The following is a 20,347-nucleotide window of genomic DNA, read 5'->3' on the forward strand; positions in this document are numbered from 1 at the left end:
TTTACTTAAATAAAACATTATCTCCACCATCCCGGTAATTGTCTCAGATTAGTATTCTTATCAATATCATCTTGAGGAATCGGCCACCAATAACTAATAAATCTCCTAGTTTGATAGAGGGTACGTTTATAATATTCATCTCTTTCGGTACTCTTAGCCAAAGCATTCATTCCATAGAATTTTCCGTTCAAAGCTGTTTCGGCTTCTTTCCAACGACGTAAGTCATCAAAACGTATTCCAGCCTCACAGTTCAATTCTACGCGTCTTTCACGACGAATCAAATCGCGTAATTGAGCTTCTGTGACAGGTATTTGATCCATGCCTTTCCCATATTGAGGAATGCCCGCTCTATAACGGACTCTATTTATATAATCAAGGATTTCTGTCTCATTATCCGTATATGTACCTGTTGCCACACTATATTCATATAATGATTCTGCATAGCTCAGATAAGCTTCTGCCAAGCGATAAAGAACTCCTTGACGTTTTTTATAAGTACCACTGCTAGAAGCCGGAATTGCAGAAGGATCAACACGTTTACGTATCAAATACCCTGCACTAGGAGAGTCATGCGAAGGGCCACCATCTTCACCACCTGAGAAAAAGTTGGCAAACTTATTCTTTGCATTCGACTTATCTTTTCCCCAGTGGTATTCTTCATTATAAAGTACTGATATATAAAAACGAGGTTCACGACCGCAATACATTTTATATGTATTTTTAGGAACAATCACATGCTCTGTTTCCTGTTCAGTACCACCTTTTGTAGCATACATCCATGTAGTCTTATATGACTCGTCAACTGTAGAATATCCAGTCTCACTGTATCCTGACTCTGGGTTTATATTTGGAGTGGCTCCATCATTAGTATAACCCGTGATAGGTGCTAAACCATTTCTCATAAAGAACGCATCCACCAGTGATTGGGTTACACCAATAGCACCTGCACCACCCATACTACGAGGGTTAGCCTGACGGTCAAAATAACCTGCATCATCATACGTCCGAGGGAAAAGGATTTCCATATTTCCTTGGTTATAACGTAACATCAATGCATTCTGATAAGATTGAAATGCATCTACATCATCTCCAATTGTCTCAATATACAATTTGTGCCCCGCCTTTTCAGCCTCATCTATCAGCAACTTATTAGCGTCAACAGCAGCCTTCCAACGTTCCGGTTTGAAGGTTGAATCAAAAATAGACACACCATCACAGTTCTTCATATTCACCATATCCGGGTCTTGATTGCCATTCACCAAAGGACTAGCAGCAAACGTCAACAGACGGGCACGCATAGCTAGACAAATAATAGAAGTAATACGTCCATATTTATTATCTTCATCATAATAAGCTGGTAACAATTTAGACGTTTCCAACAATTCATTTGCAGCCCAATCCACCACTGTATTGAACGGCTCCTGCTTCAACAACAGGGTTTCACCTGTAATCTCTTCTGTAGCATCACGAATAATAGGAACAGCTCCATAAGTCATAGCCATCACAGCATGGAAGTAAGCTATGAAAAAGCGACATTCGGCTTTCATATAATTCACTTCTTTTTCTGTTACATCAGGAAGTGCATGCGCATATTTAATAAAAATGTATGCTTGACGAATACGCATAGGAAAAGTCTCCCAGTAATTTATTACGCCACCGCTTGCAGATGTCCAGTTTCCATTCTGATAAAGAATAGCCTTAAAGCCTTGTGATTCCCAACCAACAGAAGGTGCCAATTCGTCTGCTACCGCATCTGCGCCATCATAATTATAGAATTTAGGAGTAGCATTGTATATATAAGCCAACCAGCGTTCCATATTTGTTTTATTTTCAAATACAGTTTCCAATGTCAGCTGATCATCCGGCTCTTTGTCCAAATAGTCAGAACAAGAAGATAGAGAGAATATGGCAACTATGCCTAATGCTATAAATTTTCTTATTTTATTTTTCATACTATCAATTCTTAAAATTTAATCTCAAAACCTGCTGATATAGATTTCATAGCCGGATAGACTGCACCGGTCCTCGAAGCACCAGTATCCGATGTTACTTCCGGATCCCACAAATCAAACTTAGAGAATGTCAGTAGATTAGAGCCTCTAACAAAAATACGCGCTCCTGAGATCAACATATTTTGCATCCATCTCTTCGGTAAAGAATATCCTAATTCTATATTTTTCATACGTAGGAAACTCATATTACGCAACCACCATGTAGAACTTTGGCTATTATTAGCATTTGTACCATAATCTAAACGTGGATAGAAGACATCCTGACTAGGATTATCCACAGTCCAGCGGTCTTGATAGTTAGTAAAAATATTATAGGTCGTACCCTTATTTGATGCAGGAATAATATTACCGGAAAGGATATTCCATGTTCGTCCGATTCCTTGGAATAATACCCCGAAATCTAGATCTTTCCACTTCATATTTAAGCCAAATCCATAAACGATTTCCGGATTTATCGGTCCCCCGATTGGAGATACGTCAAATGCATCTATTTTTCCATCTTGATTAACATCTACATACTTAATATCTCCCGGACGTAATTTAGCTGTAAAGGTCTGTGCTGGAATACCTTCTTTCAATGTTCCGGCCGCAACATCAACGAAGTCATCATCCGTAAACAATCGCTCTGCGATATATCCTCTATTTTGCCCCGTCGGATATCCTGTTTGTGCACGATTGGTACCAACAACAGCTGCCGGCTCATCTTTTTCTGTAATCTCATTATGAGCGTATGTAAGTGTCCCCATCAGACTCACAAACAAATTTTTATTAAACTGTTTATTAATGTTTAATGTGACCTCTGCCCCTTGATTCTTCATCTTACCATAATTATCCCATGGTTGTTTTATAAATCCGGCAGTTATTGGAATAGATTCACGAGGCATAAAAATATTGTGACGACGTTCGTCAAACAAATCAAATTGTAAGTCTACCATACCATTTAATAATCCTAACTCCAATCCTACATTCGCTTTGTTTACTACTTCCCAAGTCAAATTGGGTACTGCAAACTCACCTTCAGCCATACCATTACGATTATACCCGCTCTCGGTGCCCCAGTTGTATTGTTTCAAGTCATCCCATGAATCGTTGATAGTAGAAAGATATGCAAAACGTCGTCCATTCAACGTAGCATTACCTGTTTGCCCATAAGATGCACGTAATTTCAATTTTGAGATGGTCTTACGAAGTGGCTGCATGAATGATTCTTCCGAAACAATCCAGCCAATAGCGCCTGAAGGAAAGAAACCATAACGCTTCCCCTTAGCAAAATTCTCAGAACCATTATACCCAAAATTGAATTCCGCTATATATTTTCCTGAATATGTATATGATGCACGTCCTGCCATACCTTGTGTTCGATAAGGTAATTTCTCCCCTTTATCAAAATGGCGACGATTAAATAACAACATACCGGCTACTGCATGCTTTTCTGCAAATGTATGATCATAGGATAATGTCGCTTCCATATAAAGACTTTTAGTTCCATAGGTTCCTGTAGATTCATGTCCCAATGTATTACTACCGTTTTCTTTTTTTGTCAACATTAATTCACCCTCTTCTGTTCTTCCGGAAGCTGCATTATATATATCAGGTTTCGTTGAACGCTTTACTGTTCCCGTAGAGTATCGGTCAAAAGAAAAGACACCTTTAACTTTTAATCCCGGTGTTATAAATTTCAGATCTTGCTCAAGTGAAAATAATGTTTCAATTTTACTGGCGCTAGTACGCTGGTATCCCATCTGGGTTGCCATTGCCCACACATTAGATTCTTCAGTTCCCGCAATCTGTCCTGTAGAATATTGTGCAGGGAACTGGAATGGAACAGAGCGGAAAGCTCTATTAAAAATTTCACTAACACTCTGTGTTGTAGAATTACGGTCCTGCAAATATCCTCCGATATTAAAACGTAGCTGTGTAGTAGGAGATAGTTTTAAATCAACATTTGAACGAACATTATATCTCTGCAGTTTAATTGAAGGGTCCCATTCACGTTTTTTATCACGCTCCAAAATACCACGTTCATTGTAAACTGCAGCCACAAATGAATAACGTAAAATCTCTGTACCACCAGAAATATCTACTGTCACACGTTGATTGGAAGCATGATCTTTAGATACTGCATCGACCCAATCCACATCCGGGTACAAATCCGGGTCATAGTTAGCCCGTGTTTTTGCGATTTTATCAGTATATATAGGTCTCTGTCCTGTATCAATTAAAACATCATCCAATAACTGCATATAGTCAGCAGCTCCAATATATTCCGGTAATTTTATAGGTTGTGTCGCAGCAAACTCAGCTTTTACTGTTACTCGAGGTTTACCAACTTGTCCACGTTTTGTATTAATCAAAATAACGCCATTTGCACCACGTACCCCATAAACAGCACTAGCAGCAGCATCTTTCAGCACTGAAAAAGATTCAATTTCTTCCGGATCAATATTATTTAATTCACGTTCAATTCCATCAACCAATACCAATGGGTCACCACCCACCTTCTGGAAAGTACTAATACCACGAATCCAAAAAGTAGAATTATCATATCCTGGTTCACCAGAACGTTGTACAGCCAATACACCCGCAACTGTACCCGCTAAGTTATTACTCAACGAACGACTAGTAGACACTTTGAGTTTTGCAGGCTCAATTGTAGTAATAGATCCTACTACAGACTCTTTCTTTTGTGCACCGTAAGCTACGACTACGACTTCGTCCAACTGTCCTACATCTTCTACCATCTGTACGTTTACCACTTTCCGGTTATCAACAGTTTCTTCCTTAGGTACAAAACCTATATAACGGAAAGAAAGAACTGACTTTTTTGTTGGGACAATGATACTATAATTACCATTCATATCCGTCAATGAATGCACTGTAGAGTCGTTTTTTAAGATGATTGTTACACCAATTAACGGCTCGCCTTTTTCATCTGAAACGTTACCTGTTACCTTTATACCTTTTTGTTGTGTAGCTTGCTGTACTTTAGGAGCTTCCGGAACTGAAATTGTAATCTGCCTTCCCGACATCTTATAATTTAACCCAGTTTCAGAGAACAATTCTTTCAATACAGCATCTATTTTCTTATTGGAAACTGAAATGGAGACTTTGTTATTCAGATTTCTTTGAACATTTGCAGAGTAAATAAAAATATACTTACTATGCTTTTCGATATAATCTAAAATATCTTTAACTGTAGCATTCTCATATTGTACAGAGAATAGATCTTCTTCGGAATTCCAACGAATGGAGTTAGCACCGAACGAAGAAAGTGGAATCATAAAAAAGACGTTTATAATGCAAAAAAGCTTAAGTCTTTTCTTTAAGTGTAAAAAAATACTTTTCTTTACCATAAAAATTTCTTTTTAGGTTAACAATTTTGGATTTATTGATTTAACTAAGGAATTAATATCGGGTAAATACGGCAATATTTATCCGATTTTTTTTGTGTGTCATAACGGTTGTCTGTTCTTCATAGGCAAGCATATTTAAAAGATTAATTAAAAAGTTTTTATTTATTCAAGTATATACTAGTATCACTTTTTTCTATCGTAAATGGCAGTGTCTGCTGAATACATTCAATCACCTCATCTATATCATCTTTCAAATCGAGTTTTCCATACACCTTTTCACTACCCACAACCGGGTCACATTGTATGGATATACCATAATAGATACTTAGTTTCTGGATAATTTGTGACAAATCATTACCATTCAATAGCATAATTCCATCTACCCAACTAATATACTCAGCCACATCCACTTTTTTCTGATAAGCAATCGCCCCACCAGCTATATTCAACAAATCACATGGAGCTAATTGTGCTTTCTTCTCATTTTTATCTGTAACTTCTACCGAGCCTTCTACCAATACAATATTAGTTGCGCTCCCCTTATAATTGGAAATATTAAACTTCGTACCTAACACCCGCAAGTTAAAATCTTCGGACTCAACAATAAAAGGATGTTTTTTATCATGAGCAACCTCTAAAAAGACCTCTCCTTGAGCGTATATTTTACGAATATCACCCTTAAAACAACGAGGGTAAACGACTTTAGATTGAGAGTTTACAATTAAAAGAGTCCCATCTGACAATTCTATCCGTGCTCTCTTACCGGGCGGGACAAGTAACTGATTATATTCCTGTTCATCCTTAACTTTTTCCTCATCTTCTTTAATAACCTGAGAATTCACTGCAACTTTCCCTTCTTTTGAATATTTGATAAAAGCATCTTCATCCAAGTTCAATTGCTTTTTAGCAGTTATGAGAGTCACTTCATCAACAGTCTGACTGTCCATTCCTTCTGCAATGGCTTGAAGATCAATATCATCATTTATAGTTTGATTCAAAAAATAAATGGCCGAAATACAAATTAGAATAGAAGCGGCAATAGAAGCAGAAGTTATCAAGAAATAGTTTCTTCTACGTCTCATTGCATCTTTTCGTATTTTCAGGCGTGTTTTCTCTATAATGGAAGAAGCATCTATTTTTTCTTGTTTGCAGCTTTCCCAAAAGAATCTTAGTTTCTCACCCTCAGGCATAATAGTAAAATCATCCCCAAGTTTTTCTTGAGAATTCAGTTTACCAAATAATCCAGCAAGGCGAAAGTATTCTTTCAAGTTCATAATCTTTTTTAATGTTGTTCTATTATTAAAGACGCAACCTCAAAAAAAATCTCCTAGCCTAAAACAAACTTTTTTTCAAATTCATCAAAAGAAATACGAGAAGCAGATCAATTTCCTCATCAGGGATCTGATAATCAGAGATATAATACAAATAAAATAAAATTATAATCTTCGAGAACGAATATTGAGATTCTCAGCAATTTTTTCTAAAGCAAAAGCTATATGATTATTGATAGTCTTCACAGATATATCCAATAAATTAGCAATTTCTTTATAAGGCAATCCCTCAATTTTTGCTAAAAAAAAGACGTGTTTACATTTAGGTGGTAGTTTTTGGATAGCATCATTTATTTTTTCCATCTCCTCCTTACTTATCATTTCCTCGTCCGGCGATTGAATCGGAGCGAATATAAAGTCTCCTATATCATCAAGTAAGACTTCAGCTTTTCCTGTTTCTTTCCTCAGATAAGAAATAGCCTTCCGGTAAGTTATTGTTTGTATCCAGGCATTCATGTTTTCTATTTCAGCCAAACCACTTCTATTTTTCCAAACTTCATAGAAAACATCACTTACAACCTCTTCAGCCGGTTCCTTTTGACCAATCAGAGCATAAACATAATGATATAAACGTGAAGAATGACATTCCATAAAACGACAAAAAGCCGCCTCGTCACCGTTCATAATTCTGTCTATGTCATTACTTTCAAGTTTCACGGAAGTGTTTTACAGATTATTTCTAATTAACAAAATTGGTTCAAATATAGTAGTATATTAGGAAATATAAAAATAAACATCGAATAAAAAGTTATCAATTATAGAAAAGTTTCTACAATAAATACTATAATACCCGATTATAGGAGTCGCTTACTTAAATAGCGTACCGGATACCAGACGGAAAGGAAGCCAACAGCTAAAACTGTTACAAAGACAAGCACTACATCCCAAGCATGAACACTTACCGGATAGGCGTCCACTACAAAAGTCCCACCACCTCCACCAAGCGAAATTACACCAAACTTCTGCTGGATGAAGCAAAGGAGCAGTCCTAAGACAATGCCGGTGACAGCACCAAAAAGAGAAATAAGCCGACCTTCAAATAGAAAGATACGGGAAATAAGTTTGTCGTCAGCTCCAAGACTACGTAAAGTCACAACATCATCTTTCTTGTCCAAAATCAACATGGAAAGAGAACCGATCACATTGAAACAGGCAATCATTAAGATAAAGGTCAGAAATAAATAGGAAATCAGTTTCTCTATCTCCATAATACGGAAAACATCAGCTTGTTGCTGAGAGCGGTTCTGAACTACAAAATCATTGCCGAGTATTTTTTCTATTTTAGATTGTACAGATGAAATATTCGCATCAGGTTTTAGTTTCAGTTCCATAGCAGATACTTCCGTTGTATAGTCCAGCAATTGACGAAGGAAAGCAAGAGAGGTCAGAATATATTTTCCATCATACTCCTGTTGGTTTACTACAAATACGACACCGGGAGAATAAAGATAATCACGATTAAAGGATGCGCCGGGGTTTGCCATGTTTACTTTGGCATTCCGTTTGGGAAGATAAATCTGGAGAGGATCGACAAATTGTAAACCGGTACCTAAAGTCGATACTAATTCTACTCCCATCACGCCATAATTCACAATTGAGTCATGCAAAAGAAATTCACCTGCGCCATAGAGGATACTATCAATGGCGGTCAATTCTTCAAAATTATCCTCTACCCCCTTCAATACAACCATAGCTTGGCGGTCTTTATACTGCACCATCGCATTCTCTTCAAGCGTTTCCGTAAAGACATCAATTTCAGGAAGCGCACAGACTGCACGAATCCGTTCGTCCTGCCCGTCAAAGACTTTCCCTTCACGGACAGTGATTTTCAGTTGCGGATCGAATGCGGTAAAGAAACTAGCCACCATATCCTGAAATCCATTAAATACGGAAAGTGTGCAAACCAGCGCAAGCGTAGCAAGAGCCACTCCACACACAGAAATGCCGGATATGATATTAATGGCATTATGCTTCTTTTTTGAAAAAAGATAACGCCGGGCTATATAGAAGGGGAAATTCACCTCTGCTATGAATTATTTTACTTCAGCAATGAATCAATCTTCTCGATATAATCCAATGAATCATCCACGAAGAATTTCAGTTCGGGGATAATACGTAATTGATGACGGACACGAGTACCCAATTCATAACGAATGGACTTCATATTATCATTTATATTCCTCACCATTTCTTCTGCTTTCTCTGACGGAAAGACACTGAGATAAACACGGGCAATACTCATATCAGGGCTGATACGAACTGTACTAACAGATACCAATATACCCGGCATTGCTTTTGTCTGAAGCAGGAATATCTCGCTTAACTCCTTTTGCAACAGGCGAGAGATCTTATTCTGTCTTGTTGTTTCCATAAATCTACTCCTTCATTTTTTTCTTATAATTGTTAACCCATCACGCAAGGGTAATATCACTTTCTCCACTCGTTTATCTGCGGCAACAAGATCATTGAAAGCCTTTATTCCAATTGTCTGGGCATCGTTGCTACGAGGCTGTTCCAACACATGACCATCCCATAGTGTATTATCAGCAATAATGTATCCACCCTCAGAAAGATGTGTCAACGTCATTTCGTAATATTCGATATACTTACGCTTATCACCATCGATAAAAGCCATATCAAAGGTAACACCTAAGTTTGGAACAAGTTCTAAGGCATCACCAATATAAAAACGGATTTTACCTGCATACGGCGATTTCTCCAGCCACGGGCGGGTAAAGTCCTCTTGCTCATCATTTATCTCGAACGTATGCAACATTCCACCTTCCGGCAGTCCTTCTGCCAGGCAAAGAGCGGAATATCCGCTATACGTTCCGATTTCCAATATCTGACGAGGCTGAACCATCCCTACAAACATTTTCAACATCCGCCCCTGCAAATGCCCGGAAGCCATACGGGGACGAAGCAGCTTTACATGCGTATCCCGGTAAAGTGACTTCAAATAGTCACTTTCGGGATCAATATGTTGCAAAATATATTCGTCAATAGATTCAGTCTCTTGCATAAAGCCCTGCTTTTACAGATAACGGTTATTATTAGGCAATACGGTTTCATCCGCATGTTTCAATGCGTCCTCTACTACATTGATTTCCAAGAATGAAGTCTTTGTACCCGCTTTACCACTACTCAAATATCCTACCATGTCAGTTGGCTGCAGGCGTCCTTCTTTCAACAATCGGCGCAATGCAGCGAAATAATATTCCTGTCCGTTTGCCAATTCCGGCATATAGATAGCTTCCACTCCGTAAGAAAGAGCCAGATGACGCATCGTTTTTTCCTTATAACAGATAGCCAACACCGGATATTTCCCACGGAAAGCAGCCAGATTACGGGCAGTACGCCCACTATAACTGTCAGTTATGATAGCACGTATCTTCAATTTAGAGGTAGCTTTCACAGCCTGTTTGGCAAGGAACGCTGTTACATCATTGCTATTCTCATCCAATGGGATACGAATGTCATTCTCTTCCAGTTTATCCTTTTCAGCCTGAGCCGCGATTTTAGTCATCGTTTTTACCGCATCCACCGGATACTTACCATAGGCAGTCTCACCGCTCAACATCAAAGCGTCTGTACGATAATAAATCGCGTTCGCAATATCAGTAACCTCCGCACGAGTCGGACGAGGGTTGTTAATCATTGTATGAAGCATCTGTGTGGCAACAATCACCGGTTTCTTAGCCAGGATACATTTACGAATCAATACGCGTTGGATTCCCGGTATACGTTCCTGTGGTACTTCGATGCCCAAGTCACCACGGGCAACCATCACACCATCAGCCACTTCAAGGATTTCGTCAATATTATCCACACCTTCCTGATTCTCTATTTTAGCAATAATTCTGATATCACTGTTGTGAGCATCCAGAATTGCACGAATATCAAGCACATCCTGACGGTTGCGCACGAATGAGTGGGCGATAAAGTCTATGTCCTTCTCAATCGCATAAAGGATATTATTGCGGTCTTTCTCTGTCAATGAAGGAAGATTGATACGAACACCCGGCACATTCACGCTTTTGCGGCTGCCCAAAGTAGCTTCGTTCTTCACTTCACAAAGCAGATAATCAGCAGTCTTATCAATAACTTCCAGTTCCAGGTCACCGTCATCAATCAGAATTGTGCCGCCAATATTCAAGTCATGCACGAAATTAGGATATGAAACGGCGATACATTCACGAGTAGTTTCAAGTTCTGGATTGCCGACAATCTTCACTTTCTCACCTATTTTATATGGAATCGGTTCAGCATTAGCTGTCGTACGAACCTCCGGTCCTTTTGTATCCATTAGAATCGCAATACGATTGGACACAGTGCGCACATTTGCAATCAAAGCTTCAAAGCCTTCACGGCTGGCATGCGCAGTATTCATACGCACCACATTCATTCCAGCTTCAAACAGCTGTTTTATAAAATCCACATCGCAACGCCTATCCGAGATGGAAGCCACAATTTTAGTCTGTTTCAATAACATAGTCTTTCTACCTATTTATATATTATACCTTATTTATTCTCTAACAACGCTTCCAAAGCCAAACGATATGAATTCAGCCCGAAGCCGCAAATCACTCCTTTACAAGCACAAGCGATCATAGATACATGCCGGAAATCCTCCCGGCTATGCACATTAGAGATATGCACCTCAATCACCGGAGCCGTCACCGAGCGAATGGCATCCTGCAAAGCAATAGAAGTATGCGTATATGCGCCGGCATTCAGAATAATACCATCCACATCAAATCCTGTTTGCTGAATGCAGTCTATCATTTCTCCCTCAATGTTCGATTGAAAATAGCCGATCTCCACGTCAGCATATTTTTTGCGAAGTTCAGCCAGATAATCTTCAAATGTAACGCTTCCGTAAATGGAAGGTTCACGCTTACCCAACAGATTAATATTCGGGCCATTAATAATTTGTATCTTCATCGCGCAATCCTGTTTTTTTATACCTTTGTATCCAAAGAACAATATTTCAGGCTACAAAGGTAGAAAAAAGAAATGGAAATCAACGAAAAAAAGAAGAAGAAGGAGCAACAAGCACTGATAATCAGGAAGTATCAGCAGTATCTCAAACTCGAAAAGTCCTTATCACCCAACACGCTGGATGCCTATCTCACGGATCTGGACAAACTGATGAGTTTTCTGATACTGGAAGAGATAGACGTACTAGATGTCTGCCTGTCTGACCTTCAACGCTTTGCAGCCGGACTGCACGACATAGGCATCCATCCCCGTTCACAAGCCCGCATCTTATCGGGAATCAAGTCATTCTTCCGTTTTCTCATCATGGCAGAGTATCTGGAGGCAGACCCCAGCGAGCTACTGGAAGGTCCTAAGCTTGGCTTCAAGCTCCCCGAAGTATTAACAGTAGAAGAAATCGACCGGATCATCTCCGCCGTTGACCGCAGCAAAGCCGAAGGACAACGGAACAGGGCCATTCTGGAAACATTATACAGTTGCGGACTTCGTGTTTCAGAACTTGTCAACCTCAAATTGTCCGATCTTTACTTCGACGAAGGCTTCATCAAAGTGGAAGGGAAGGGAAGCAAACAACGCCTTGTCCCCATCTCTCCCCGGGCAATTAGCGAAATAAAACTTTACATTACAGACCGTAACCAAATAGAAGTAAAGAAAGGGCACGAAGATTTCGTTTTCGTCAGCCAGCGGAGAGGCAAAGGACTTTCCCGAATCATGATCTTCCACATGATAAAAGAATTAGCGCAAAAGGCAGGCATAACCAAGAATATCAGTCCGCACACTTTCCGGCATTCCTTTGCCACTCATTTACTGGAAGGTGGTGCCAATTTGCGAGCCATTCAATGTATGCTTGGCCATGAGTCCATTGCAACCACCGAAATTTATACGCACATCGACCGTAACATGCTTCGTAGTGAGATTATTGAGCATCATCCCCGAAATATCAAGTATCGGAAAGAAAAAGAGTCGTTATTTCATTAAATTATGATAAAATCGCCCCTCTATCCATATAATTATATTAAGAATTAATATCTTTGCGTTACTTTTTCCGTGCTGAACAGAAAGAGGTTTGCGAATAGGCGAAATTTCAATTACAAACATTTAATTTATACCTAAAATGACTAAGAAGTTGTACTTGCCTTTACTCATGGCAATGATTGTTGCATTATTCTCTTCTTGCAACAAAAAAATGGGTCCACTGTCAGCTGATTACTTCACTGTTACTCCGCAGGTGTTGGAGGCAGTAGGAGGTAAAGTTCCTGCTACCATCAATGGTAAATTTCCTGAAAAGTATTTCAACAAGAAAGCTGTTGTAGAAGTTACTCCGGTTTTGAAATGGAATGGCGGCGAAGCTAAAGGCCAACCAGCTACTTTCCAAGGCGAAAAAGTAGAAGGTAACGATCAATCTATCTCTTACAAGATGGGTGGTAGCTACACAATGAAAACTTCTTTCGACTATGTTCCTGAAATGGCTAAGTCAGAATTGTACCTCGAATTTAAAGCTACTATCGGTAAGAAAGTGGTTACTATCCCTGCTGTGAAAGTAGCTGATGGTGTAATTTCTACTTCTGAGTTGGTGAACAATACATTAGGTAACGCAAACCCTGCACTGGGCGAAGACGCTTTCCAACGTATCATCAAAGAAAAGCACGATGCTAACATCATGTTCTTGATCCAACAAGCTAACATTCGTTCAAGCGAGTTGAAGACTGCTAAAGAATTCAACAAAGAAGTTGCTAACGTAAACGAAGCTGCCAACAAGAAGATCAGCAACATCGAAGTATCTTCATATGCTTCTCCTGATGGTGGTGTAAGCTTAAATACTACTCTTGCTGAAAACCGTGAAAGCAACACAACCAAGATGTTGAACAAAGACCTGAAGAAAGCAAAAATCGAAGCTCCGGTTGACGCTAAATATACTGCACAGGACTGGGAAGGTTTCCAAGAACTGGTTTCTAAATCCAACATCCAAGACAAAGAGTTGATTCTCCGCGTATTGTCAATGTACCAGGATCCTGCACAGAGAGAACAAGAAATCAAAAACATTTCTTCTGTTTACAAGACTTTGGCTGACGAAATCCTTCCTCAGTTGCGTCGTTCTCGTTTGACATTGAACTACGAAATCATCGGTAAGTCTGACGAAGAAATCGCTAAACTGGCTTCTTCTAATCCTTCAGAATTGAATATCGAAGAGTTGCTGTACGCTGCAACACTGACTAACGATCCTGCAAAACAAGAAGTTATCTACGCTCAGGCTACAAAACAATTCCCGAACGATTACCGCGCTTACAACAACTTGGGTAAATTAGCTTACCAGGCTGGTAACATTGACAAAGCAGAATCTTACTTCAAGAAAGCTGCCAGCGTAAACGCTACTCCTGAAGTTAACATGAACTTAGGTTTGATCGCTTTGATGAAGGGTGACAAAGCTGCTGCAGAAGCATCATTCGGTAAAGCTGCCGGAACTAAAGAACTTGGCGAATCTATGGGTAACCTGTACATCGCTCAAGGTCAATATGAAAGAGCAGTAAACTCATTCGGTGACTCTAAGACCAACAGTGCCGCTTTGGCTCAGATCCTTGCTAAGGACTACAACAAAGCTAAAAACACTTTGGCTAACGTAGAAAGACCGGATGCTTACACAGACTACCTGATGGCAGTTTTAGGTGCTAGAACTAACAATTCTTCTATGGTAACAAGCAGCTTGAAGAGCGCAGTTGCTAAAGATTCTTCATTAGCTAAGAAAGCAGCTACTGACCTGGAATTTGCAAAATACTTCACAAATGCAGATTTCATGAGCATCGTTAAATAATAGAATTACCACTCTATTTTAAATATTAAGAATTGCCTGTCATTATAAATGACGGGCAATTCTTTTTTTTTATCCGTAAAAACCGTACTTTCGCAGAAAAGAAATCAAAACAATGAAAAAGAGCAGCATTTTAATCCTTATAGCCATCTGTTTATCCGGTTGTGGCAAGACTTCCCAAAAAGAAGTGAGCATAGCCGGAGAAATCAAGGGACTGGGTACAGATACGCTTTATCTATATGGAATGGACGAGATACGTGACCGTATAGATACTATTTTTGTGAAAAACGATAAATTCTCTTATTCAACTCCGATAGATACGGTTACTTCAGCTTTTCTTCTCATCAAGAATCAGACTGAATACCCCATATTCCTTGATAAAGGAAATAAGATCAAGATTAAAGGAGACATCAGCAACCCCGAAGTTCTGACTATCGACGGGAATATATACAATCAAGAATTTACAGCTTTCCAGAAAGAACTAAATGAGCTGGGTACCCCGTCCGAACAAGCATTAGAACAAAAAGCGGAGGAATTTATAAAACAGCACCATTCTTCCTTTGTCAGTCTCTACCTTTTAGACAAATACTTTGTCCAAAAGGAGTCCCCCGATTTCAATAAGATAAAGAAGCTGATTGAAGTCATGACAGGTATATTGCAAGATAAACTTTATATCGAACGGCTGAACGAAAGCATCTCACAAGCGGAAAAAACGGAAATTGGGAAATATGCACCGTTCTTCAGCCTCCCCAATGCAAAAGGAGTAAAGATAACCCGTTCATCCGAAGATTTCAAAAAGAAAAATCTGCTAATCAACTTTTGGGCTTCCTGGAATGACAGTGCTTCCAACTACCGCAGTAACAGCGAGCTAAAAGAGCTCTATAAAAAATATAAGAAGAATAAGTATGTAGGCATGCTCGGCATTTCATTCGACGTAGACAAGGAACAATGGAAAGATGCCATCAAGCGTGATACACTGGACTGGGAACAAGTATGTGATTTCGGCGGACTTAACTCAGAAGTTGCCAAACAATACTCCGTCAAACAGATACCAACTAATATTCTCCTATCAGCAGACGGCAAGATTCTGGCAAAGAATCTTCGTGGAGAAGAGTTGAAAAAGAAAATCGAGGAAGTCGTTTCCGCGGCAGAAGAAAAAGACAAGAAAGACAACAAAAAGAAAAAATAACCAGCAACCAAACGTGTTAATTAAAGTATTCGGAGCGGCTGTTCAAGGTATTGATGCAACACTCATCACAATCGAAGTAAACAGCTCGCGTGGCTGTATGTTCTATCTCGTCGGCCTTCCGGATTCTGCGGTCAAAGAAAGCCACCAACGTATTATTTCCGCTTTGCAGGTCAATGGTTACAAGATGCCGACCAGTAACTTGGTCGTCAACATGGCACCGGCAGATATCCGCAAAGAAGGTTCAGCCTACGACTTACCACTTGCTATCGGTCTGCTAGGCGCCAGCGGAACCATATCATCCGAGAAATTCTCCCGCTACTTACTAATGGGAGAGCTAAGTCTCGACGGAAGCATACAACCCATCAAAGGAGCACTCCCCATTGCCATCAAAGCTAGAGAAGATGGTTTTGAAGGATTAATTATCCCACAGCAGAACGCACGTGAAGCCGCTGTTGTCAATCAACTGAAAGTCTACGGAGTCAGCAATATCAAAGAAGTTATTGAATTCTTCAATAACGAACGAGAATTAGAGCCGACCATTGTCAATACACGGGAAGAGTTCTACGCCCAACAAAGTAACTTTGAGTTTGATTTCGCCGATGTAAAAGGGCAGGAGAATGTAAAAAGGGCATTGGAAGTAGCCGCTGCCGGCGGACATAATATAATTATGGTAGGTGCTCCGGGAAGCGGAAAATCAATGATGGCTAAACGGCTACCGTCTATCCTCCCCCCACTCTCGCTGGGAGAAAGTCTTGAAACGACCAAGATACACTCGGTAGCCGGAAAGTTGAACCGGAACTCTTCGTTAATAACCCAACGTCCGTTTCAATCTCCCCACCATACAATCTCGCAATCTGCAATGGTAGGTGGCGGCAGCTTTCCCCAACCGGGAGAAATAAGCCTGGCTCATAACGGGATTTTATTTCTTGACGAACTCCCGGAATTTTCTAAAAACGTACTCGAAGTACTACGACAGCCACTGGAAGACAGACGAATCACCATCTCACGTGTAAAAAGCAGTGTAGACTATCCTGCCAGTTTCACATTGGTAGCTTCGATGAATCCTTGCCCTTGCGGATATTACAATCACCCCACGAAGGCTTGCGTATGTAGCCCCGGACAGGTACAGAAATACTTAAATAAGATTTCCGGCCCTTTGCTTGACAGGATTGATATTCAGATTGAAATCATCCCGGTCCCTTTTGATAAGATTTCCGACCAACGAAGAGGAGAATCCAGCGCATCCATCCGCGAACGGGTCATCAAAGCCCGCCAGATACAGGAGAAGCGTTATACCGGATGCTCCGGCATCTATTGTAATGCACAGATGAACAGTAAGTTACTATCACTATATGCCCGCCCGGATGACAAGGGACTCGCCTTACTGAAAAATGCAATGGAACGGCTCAATCTCTCTGCCCGCGCATACGACCGGATACTAAAGGTGGCACGGACTATTGCCGATTTAGAGGAAAGCGAACAAATACTTCCCTCCCATTTGGCAGAAGCCATAAGTTATCGGAATCTGGATAGGGAGAACTGGGCAGGATAGAGAGTCTCCTTCCGCTCCATCTTGTAAAAGTAAGATACTACACTATTTGTATACTATAATTACCTCAAACTTGAGAGATACCACACAAGGGAATACGTTCTAGCAAAAATAATTACAGCTTAGCACACAAACGTATGGTGCATTTATAATAAACTTTTGAGTAGTTTATTATAAACGGTATCCAAGTTTATTATAAATTCTCAAATTGTAAATTCGACCTTTATCGTCCATCTTTTACAACAAAAAAGGCTGCGAATCCCATAAAATTCGCAGCCTTAGCCTATATCAGACACTCCATCTTTTGGTATATCCCAAGAAGAGAGAGGAGAATTGTCACTATATTATACTACTTCTATATTCATTTTTATCTAATTTTTCATTTATTATCAGGCAGAAATCCATTTCCTTGAACTACAAAGATACAACATTAAAATGCATTTGTCAAGCCCTTGACAAGTTTCAGCCTGAAAAACAAGAGAGGAAAGTGTCCGAAAAGGATTTCCTCTTCATTATTCTGTTCATCTATACTCTTATTTCCAGCAAATAGACTGCAAGAACCATGCTTTATTATCGTCATTCACGCCTTGGCGTTTCAGAACTTCCGGAAATTCATGATAACTTTTCCAGAAATCGGAAACCAGGGAAGATATTTTTTCCGGTGAATAAGTTATCGCTTCGCTAAGGCTTCCCATCTTGCCAAATTCTTCTTTAAAGCAAATATATGAATCACGATATTTCAACTGCTCCATAGATTTGGCAACTCGTCTCGATGCGCCCAATAAACCGTTCATATCAGCCGTTTCCGCAGGATAAACTATTTTAATGACCTTTTCCTGATCGCAAGACAAAACCGGCAAATCAACAGAAAGGGCAAATTCTTCACCCAAGTACTCGTATTTTGCAGGTTGTCCGTTGACGGTGACGGATTGCGGAACAAGCGATGAAAGCACTTTCACTTTAAAAGAACGGGAAGCAGGCATATTCTGATATTGTCCTTCACGCTTACCGATAACAATTGTTTGTTCCTGTCCCTGGCGGGAAGCCGCCAGTTTGGTCACAGCATATTCTGACGCATAATTCTTATCGTTTCCATTATCCTCGTAGAAACTAAAGGAAGACGTCCCATTTCCACCGGGGAATACAGTAATTACAACTTCTTCATCATTGCCATTCAAGTTCATTACTTTGCTTGTGTACATTGGCAATACAGCGCCTGCTTTTACATAAATCGGATATTCGTCGATAGCAAAAGGACGTTCCACAACCTGACCGCCTTTCAGCAAAGTACCGGTATGCATTTCATACCACTCACCTTCGGGCAACCATGCACGCACCTGTACATAACCATCCTTTGCCGGAGCCGTAGCGGGAGCAACCAGAATATCATCTCCAAACATATATTCACTGCGGAATTCATAAGCCTCTTTACTTTCCGGATAGTCATAGTACATCGGCCGACAAAGTGACAATCCTTCATCATACCCTTTACGAGCCATTGTGTAAATATACGGAGCCATCTCATAACGCTGCCGGATTGTCTTACGAAGAATATCACAATACTCTTTGTTAAACACCCACGGTTCCTTATTCAAACCGGCACTCTTTTGAGAGTGTGTACGCATAATCGGGCTTAAAGCTCCGAACTGCAGCCAACGAGTGTACATTTCCGGATCGATACTTTCGCCGATATGTCCGCCCAAGTCATGGCTCCAATAGCCATACAATACATTAGAAGCCGTAGAGTTGAAATAAGGCTGAAAATCCAATGATTTCCATGACACAACCGCATCCCCAGAGAAACCAACCTGATAACGGTGATTTCCCAAACCGCCCCAACGATGGTACAGCATCGGACGCGTATCCCTGTTCTTTTCCATTTGGCTGAAGAATGCGTAATTGATCCACCAGGTATTACTCAAATTCTTCACTTTCGGGTCATATATCCCTTGCTGCCAATCCAGCCACCAGAAATCAACTCCGTCTTTCTCCATCGGAGTCAATACATTCTTGAACATATTCTTGATAAACTTCTTATCTGAGTTTATCCATGGAATCGTCTGTTTGGACTGAGGGTCAACTCCCATGTCCTTTGCCAGTCCGGGATATTTCTCTTCATAAGAAGCCACTCCATCTGCCGGGTGCAGGTTGAGGGTTATTTTCACGTCATTTTGTTTGAGGTATCCGAGGAATCCCTTCGGATCCGGGAATAAGTCTCTGTTCCAGGTCCAACCAGTCCAGCCGCCTTTTCCTTGTTCCGTATAGTGCCAGTCCATATCTACGACCAATACATCCAAAGGAATCTGATACGTATGGAAATTGTCAATCAGGTTGCGGAATTCCTTATCAGAATACAACCAATAGCGTGACCACCAGTAACCGAACGCATAGCGGGGCGGCAATGGCACTTTTCCGGCAAAAAGGGTATAATCTTTCAGAGCCGCTTTATAATCATGCCCATAAGCCATGAAGTACCAGTCCTGCCCACCATTAGCCGGACGCTCTTTCACCCAATCCCAATCCTTATCATCATCAAACAGAAGCCCTTGTGAGTCATCAATGAAAGTCCAGCCGTCTGTAGCCAGCAGACCATCTTCCAGTTTCAGTTTATCACCCTTCTTTGTGTCCGCCACCCAAGTCTGTGTCTGCGTATCACCGTCCATGCCATCCAATGTACGATAAGTACCTTTCAAGTTACCCTTCTGTTGCATACCGGGTTTCCAGGAAAAAGGCAGCATTTCTTTAGCAGCGGTGATGATTAAGTTCTTATCCGTGAACTGTCCGCTGTTTTTCTTATAACGCATCTTCATCTTAGAAGTCGTTATTTCAACCCATCCACCTCTTGTTTTTAACTTGTAATCCGTTTGAGGATACAGACGATTGATAGCGATATGGGACCTGTCATCCACAAATTTCCCATCCGGAGCATATTCCAAGCGGAGAGTTCCATCGGAGATGACTGTGAATCTCACGTTATCATCCGTATATGCGATATTCCGTTGTGTGTTTTGTGCTTGCAATGCAAATAGAAAACTTTGTAAAATACAGAGCAAACTCAGTAGTAATTTCTTTTTCATAACATTTTTAAAACCTATAAATTTAAAATTCG

14 protein-coding genes are annotated in these 20,347 nt (G+C 40.3%); 4 read left to right on the forward strand and 10 right to left on the reverse strand.

Annotated elements, in window-relative coordinates:
* Positions 1 to 17 precede the first annotated feature (17 nt).
* The 9 genes from BacF7301_RS03290 to aroQ all read right to left on the reverse strand — a co-directional run bounded on the left by BacF7301_RS03290 (position 18) and on the right by aroQ (position 11,640).
* Complete coding sequence (locus tag BacF7301_RS03290) at positions 18 to 1,952, reverse strand: RagB/SusD family nutrient uptake outer membrane protein (RefSeq protein ID WP_167960168.1); 1,935 nt, start codon at positions 1,950 to 1,952, stop codon at positions 18 to 20.
* A gap of 11 nt (positions 1,953 to 1,963) precedes the next feature.
* Entirely contained in the window at positions 1,964 to 5,365 is a 3,402-nt protein-coding gene (locus BacF7301_RS03295) for a TonB-dependent receptor (protein WP_167960170.1), read from the reverse strand.
* A 158-nt stretch (positions 5,366 to 5,523) separates the two neighbouring features.
* Positions 5,524 to 6,639 carry a FecR family protein gene (locus BacF7301_RS03300; protein WP_167960172.1) on the reverse strand — a complete coding sequence of 372 codons (1,116 nt, stop codon included), beginning with the start codon at positions 6,637 to 6,639 and terminating at the stop codon, positions 5,524 to 5,526.
* A gap of 162 nt (positions 6,640 to 6,801) precedes the next feature.
* Positions 6,802 to 7,353 carry an RNA polymerase sigma factor gene (locus tag BacF7301_RS03305; protein WP_167960174.1) on the reverse strand — a complete coding sequence of 184 codons (552 nt, stop codon included), beginning with the start codon at positions 7,351 to 7,353 and terminating at the stop codon, positions 6,802 to 6,804.
* A 137-nt stretch (positions 7,354 to 7,490) separates the two neighbouring features.
* Complete coding sequence (locus BacF7301_RS03310; RefSeq protein ID WP_167960176.1) at positions 7,491 to 8,717, reverse strand: FtsX-like permease family protein; 1,227 nt, start codon at positions 8,715 to 8,717, stop codon at positions 7,491 to 7,493.
* Positions 8,718 to 8,734: 17 nt separating this feature from the next.
* Complete coding sequence (gene rbfA, locus BacF7301_RS03315; RefSeq protein ID WP_167960178.1) at positions 8,735 to 9,067, reverse strand: 30S ribosome-binding factor RbfA; 333 nt, start codon at positions 9,065 to 9,067, stop codon at positions 8,735 to 8,737.
* Positions 9,068 to 9,079: 12 nt separating this feature from the next.
* Complete coding sequence (locus tag BacF7301_RS03320) at positions 9,080 to 9,718, reverse strand: O-methyltransferase (protein ID WP_167960180.1); 639 nt, start codon at positions 9,716 to 9,718, stop codon at positions 9,080 to 9,082.
* A gap of 12 nt (positions 9,719 to 9,730) precedes the next feature.
* Positions 9,731 to 11,188, reverse strand: a complete 1,458-nt coding sequence (gene pyk / locus BacF7301_RS03325; RefSeq protein ID WP_167960182.1) for a pyruvate kinase — start codon at positions 11,186 to 11,188, stop codon at positions 9,731 to 9,733.
* A 29-nt stretch (positions 11,189 to 11,217) separates the two neighbouring features.
* Entirely contained in the window at positions 11,218 to 11,640 is a 423-nt protein-coding gene (aroQ, locus tag BacF7301_RS03330) for a type II 3-dehydroquinate dehydratase (RefSeq protein WP_167960184.1), read from the reverse strand.
* 72 nt (positions 11,641 to 11,712) lie between these two features.
* Between aroQ and xerD the strand changes: the two genes are divergently transcribed.
* The 4 genes from xerD to BacF7301_RS03350 all read left to right on the forward strand — a co-directional run bounded on the left by xerD (position 11,713) and on the right by BacF7301_RS03350 (position 17,241).
* Positions 11,713 to 12,672 (forward strand): site-specific tyrosine recombinase XerD, encoded by a 960-nt coding sequence (xerD, locus tag BacF7301_RS03335; protein ID WP_167960186.1) that lies wholly within the window; start codon positions 11,713 to 11,715, stop codon positions 12,670 to 12,672.
* A gap of 136 nt (positions 12,673 to 12,808) precedes the next feature.
* A complete protein-coding gene (locus BacF7301_RS03340) occupies positions 12,809 to 14,503 on the forward strand; it encodes a tetratricopeptide repeat protein (RefSeq protein WP_167960188.1) in 1,695 nt (564 codons plus the stop codon).
* A gap of 112 nt (positions 14,504 to 14,615) precedes the next feature.
* Positions 14,616 to 15,689: a TlpA disulfide reductase family protein gene (locus BacF7301_RS03345; protein ID WP_167960190.1), complete on the forward strand. Its 1,074-nt coding sequence runs from the start codon at positions 14,616 to 14,618 to the stop codon at positions 15,687 to 15,689.
* Between the two features lie 13 nt (positions 15,690 to 15,702).
* Positions 15,703 to 17,241 carry a YifB family Mg chelatase-like AAA ATPase gene (locus BacF7301_RS03350; RefSeq protein WP_167960192.1) on the forward strand — a complete coding sequence of 513 codons (1,539 nt, stop codon included), beginning with the start codon at positions 15,703 to 15,705 and terminating at the stop codon, positions 17,239 to 17,241.
* A gap of 530 nt (positions 17,242 to 17,771) precedes the next feature.
* Here the strand turns inward: BacF7301_RS03350 and BacF7301_RS03355 are convergent.
* Positions 17,772 to 20,315, reverse strand: coding sequence for a glycoside hydrolase family 31 protein (locus tag BacF7301_RS03355; RefSeq protein WP_167960194.1), 2,544 nt, complete (start codon positions 20,313 to 20,315; stop codon positions 17,772 to 17,774).
* Positions 20,316 to 20,347 lie beyond the last annotated feature (32 nt).

The sequence above is a fragment of the Bacteroides faecium genome, from assembly GCF_012113595.1.
Taxonomy (GTDB): domain Bacteria; phylum Bacteroidota; class Bacteroidia; order Bacteroidales; family Bacteroidaceae; genus Bacteroides; species Bacteroides faecium.

What these genes read in the sequence shown, in the direction of transcription:
- rbfA (WP_167960178.1), bottom strand. Translation starts at nt 9,067, where the DNA reads ATGGAAACAACAAGACAGAATAAGATCTCTCGCCTGTTGCAAAAGGAG.
- BacF7301_RS03355 (WP_167960194.1), bottom strand. Translation starts at nt 20,315, where the DNA reads ATGAAAAAGAAATTACTACTGAGTTTGCTCTGTATTTTACAAAGTTTT.
- BacF7301_RS03345 (WP_167960190.1), top strand. Translation starts at nt 14,616, where the DNA reads ATGAAAAAGAGCAGCATTTTAATCCTTATAGCCATCTGTTTATCCGGT.
- xerD (WP_167960186.1), top strand. Translation starts at nt 11,713, where the DNA reads ATGGAAATCAACGAAAAAAAGAAGAAGAAGGAGCAACAAGCACTGATA.
- BacF7301_RS03340 (WP_167960188.1), top strand. Translation starts at nt 12,809, where the DNA reads ATGACTAAGAAGTTGTACTTGCCTTTACTCATGGCAATGATTGTTGCA.
- BacF7301_RS03290 (WP_167960168.1), bottom strand. Translation starts at nt 1,952, where the DNA reads ATGAAAAATAAAATAAGAAAATTTATAGCATTAGGCATAGTTGCCATA.
- BacF7301_RS03320 (WP_167960180.1), bottom strand. Translation starts at nt 9,718, where the DNA reads ATGCAAGAGACTGAATCTATTGACGAATATATTTTGCAACATATTGAT.
- pyk (WP_167960182.1), bottom strand. Translation starts at nt 11,188, where the DNA reads ATGTTATTGAAACAGACTAAAATTGTGGCTTCCATCTCGGATAGGCGT.
- BacF7301_RS03295 (WP_167960170.1), bottom strand. Translation starts at nt 5,365, where the DNA reads ATGGTAAAGAAAAGTATTTTTTTACACTTAAAGAAAAGACTTAAGCTT.
- BacF7301_RS03300 (WP_167960172.1), bottom strand. Translation starts at nt 6,639, where the DNA reads ATGAACTTGAAAGAATACTTTCGCCTTGCTGGATTATTTGGTAAACTG.
- aroQ (WP_167960184.1), bottom strand. Translation starts at nt 11,640, where the DNA reads ATGAAGATACAAATTATTAATGGCCCGAATATTAATCTGTTGGGTAAG.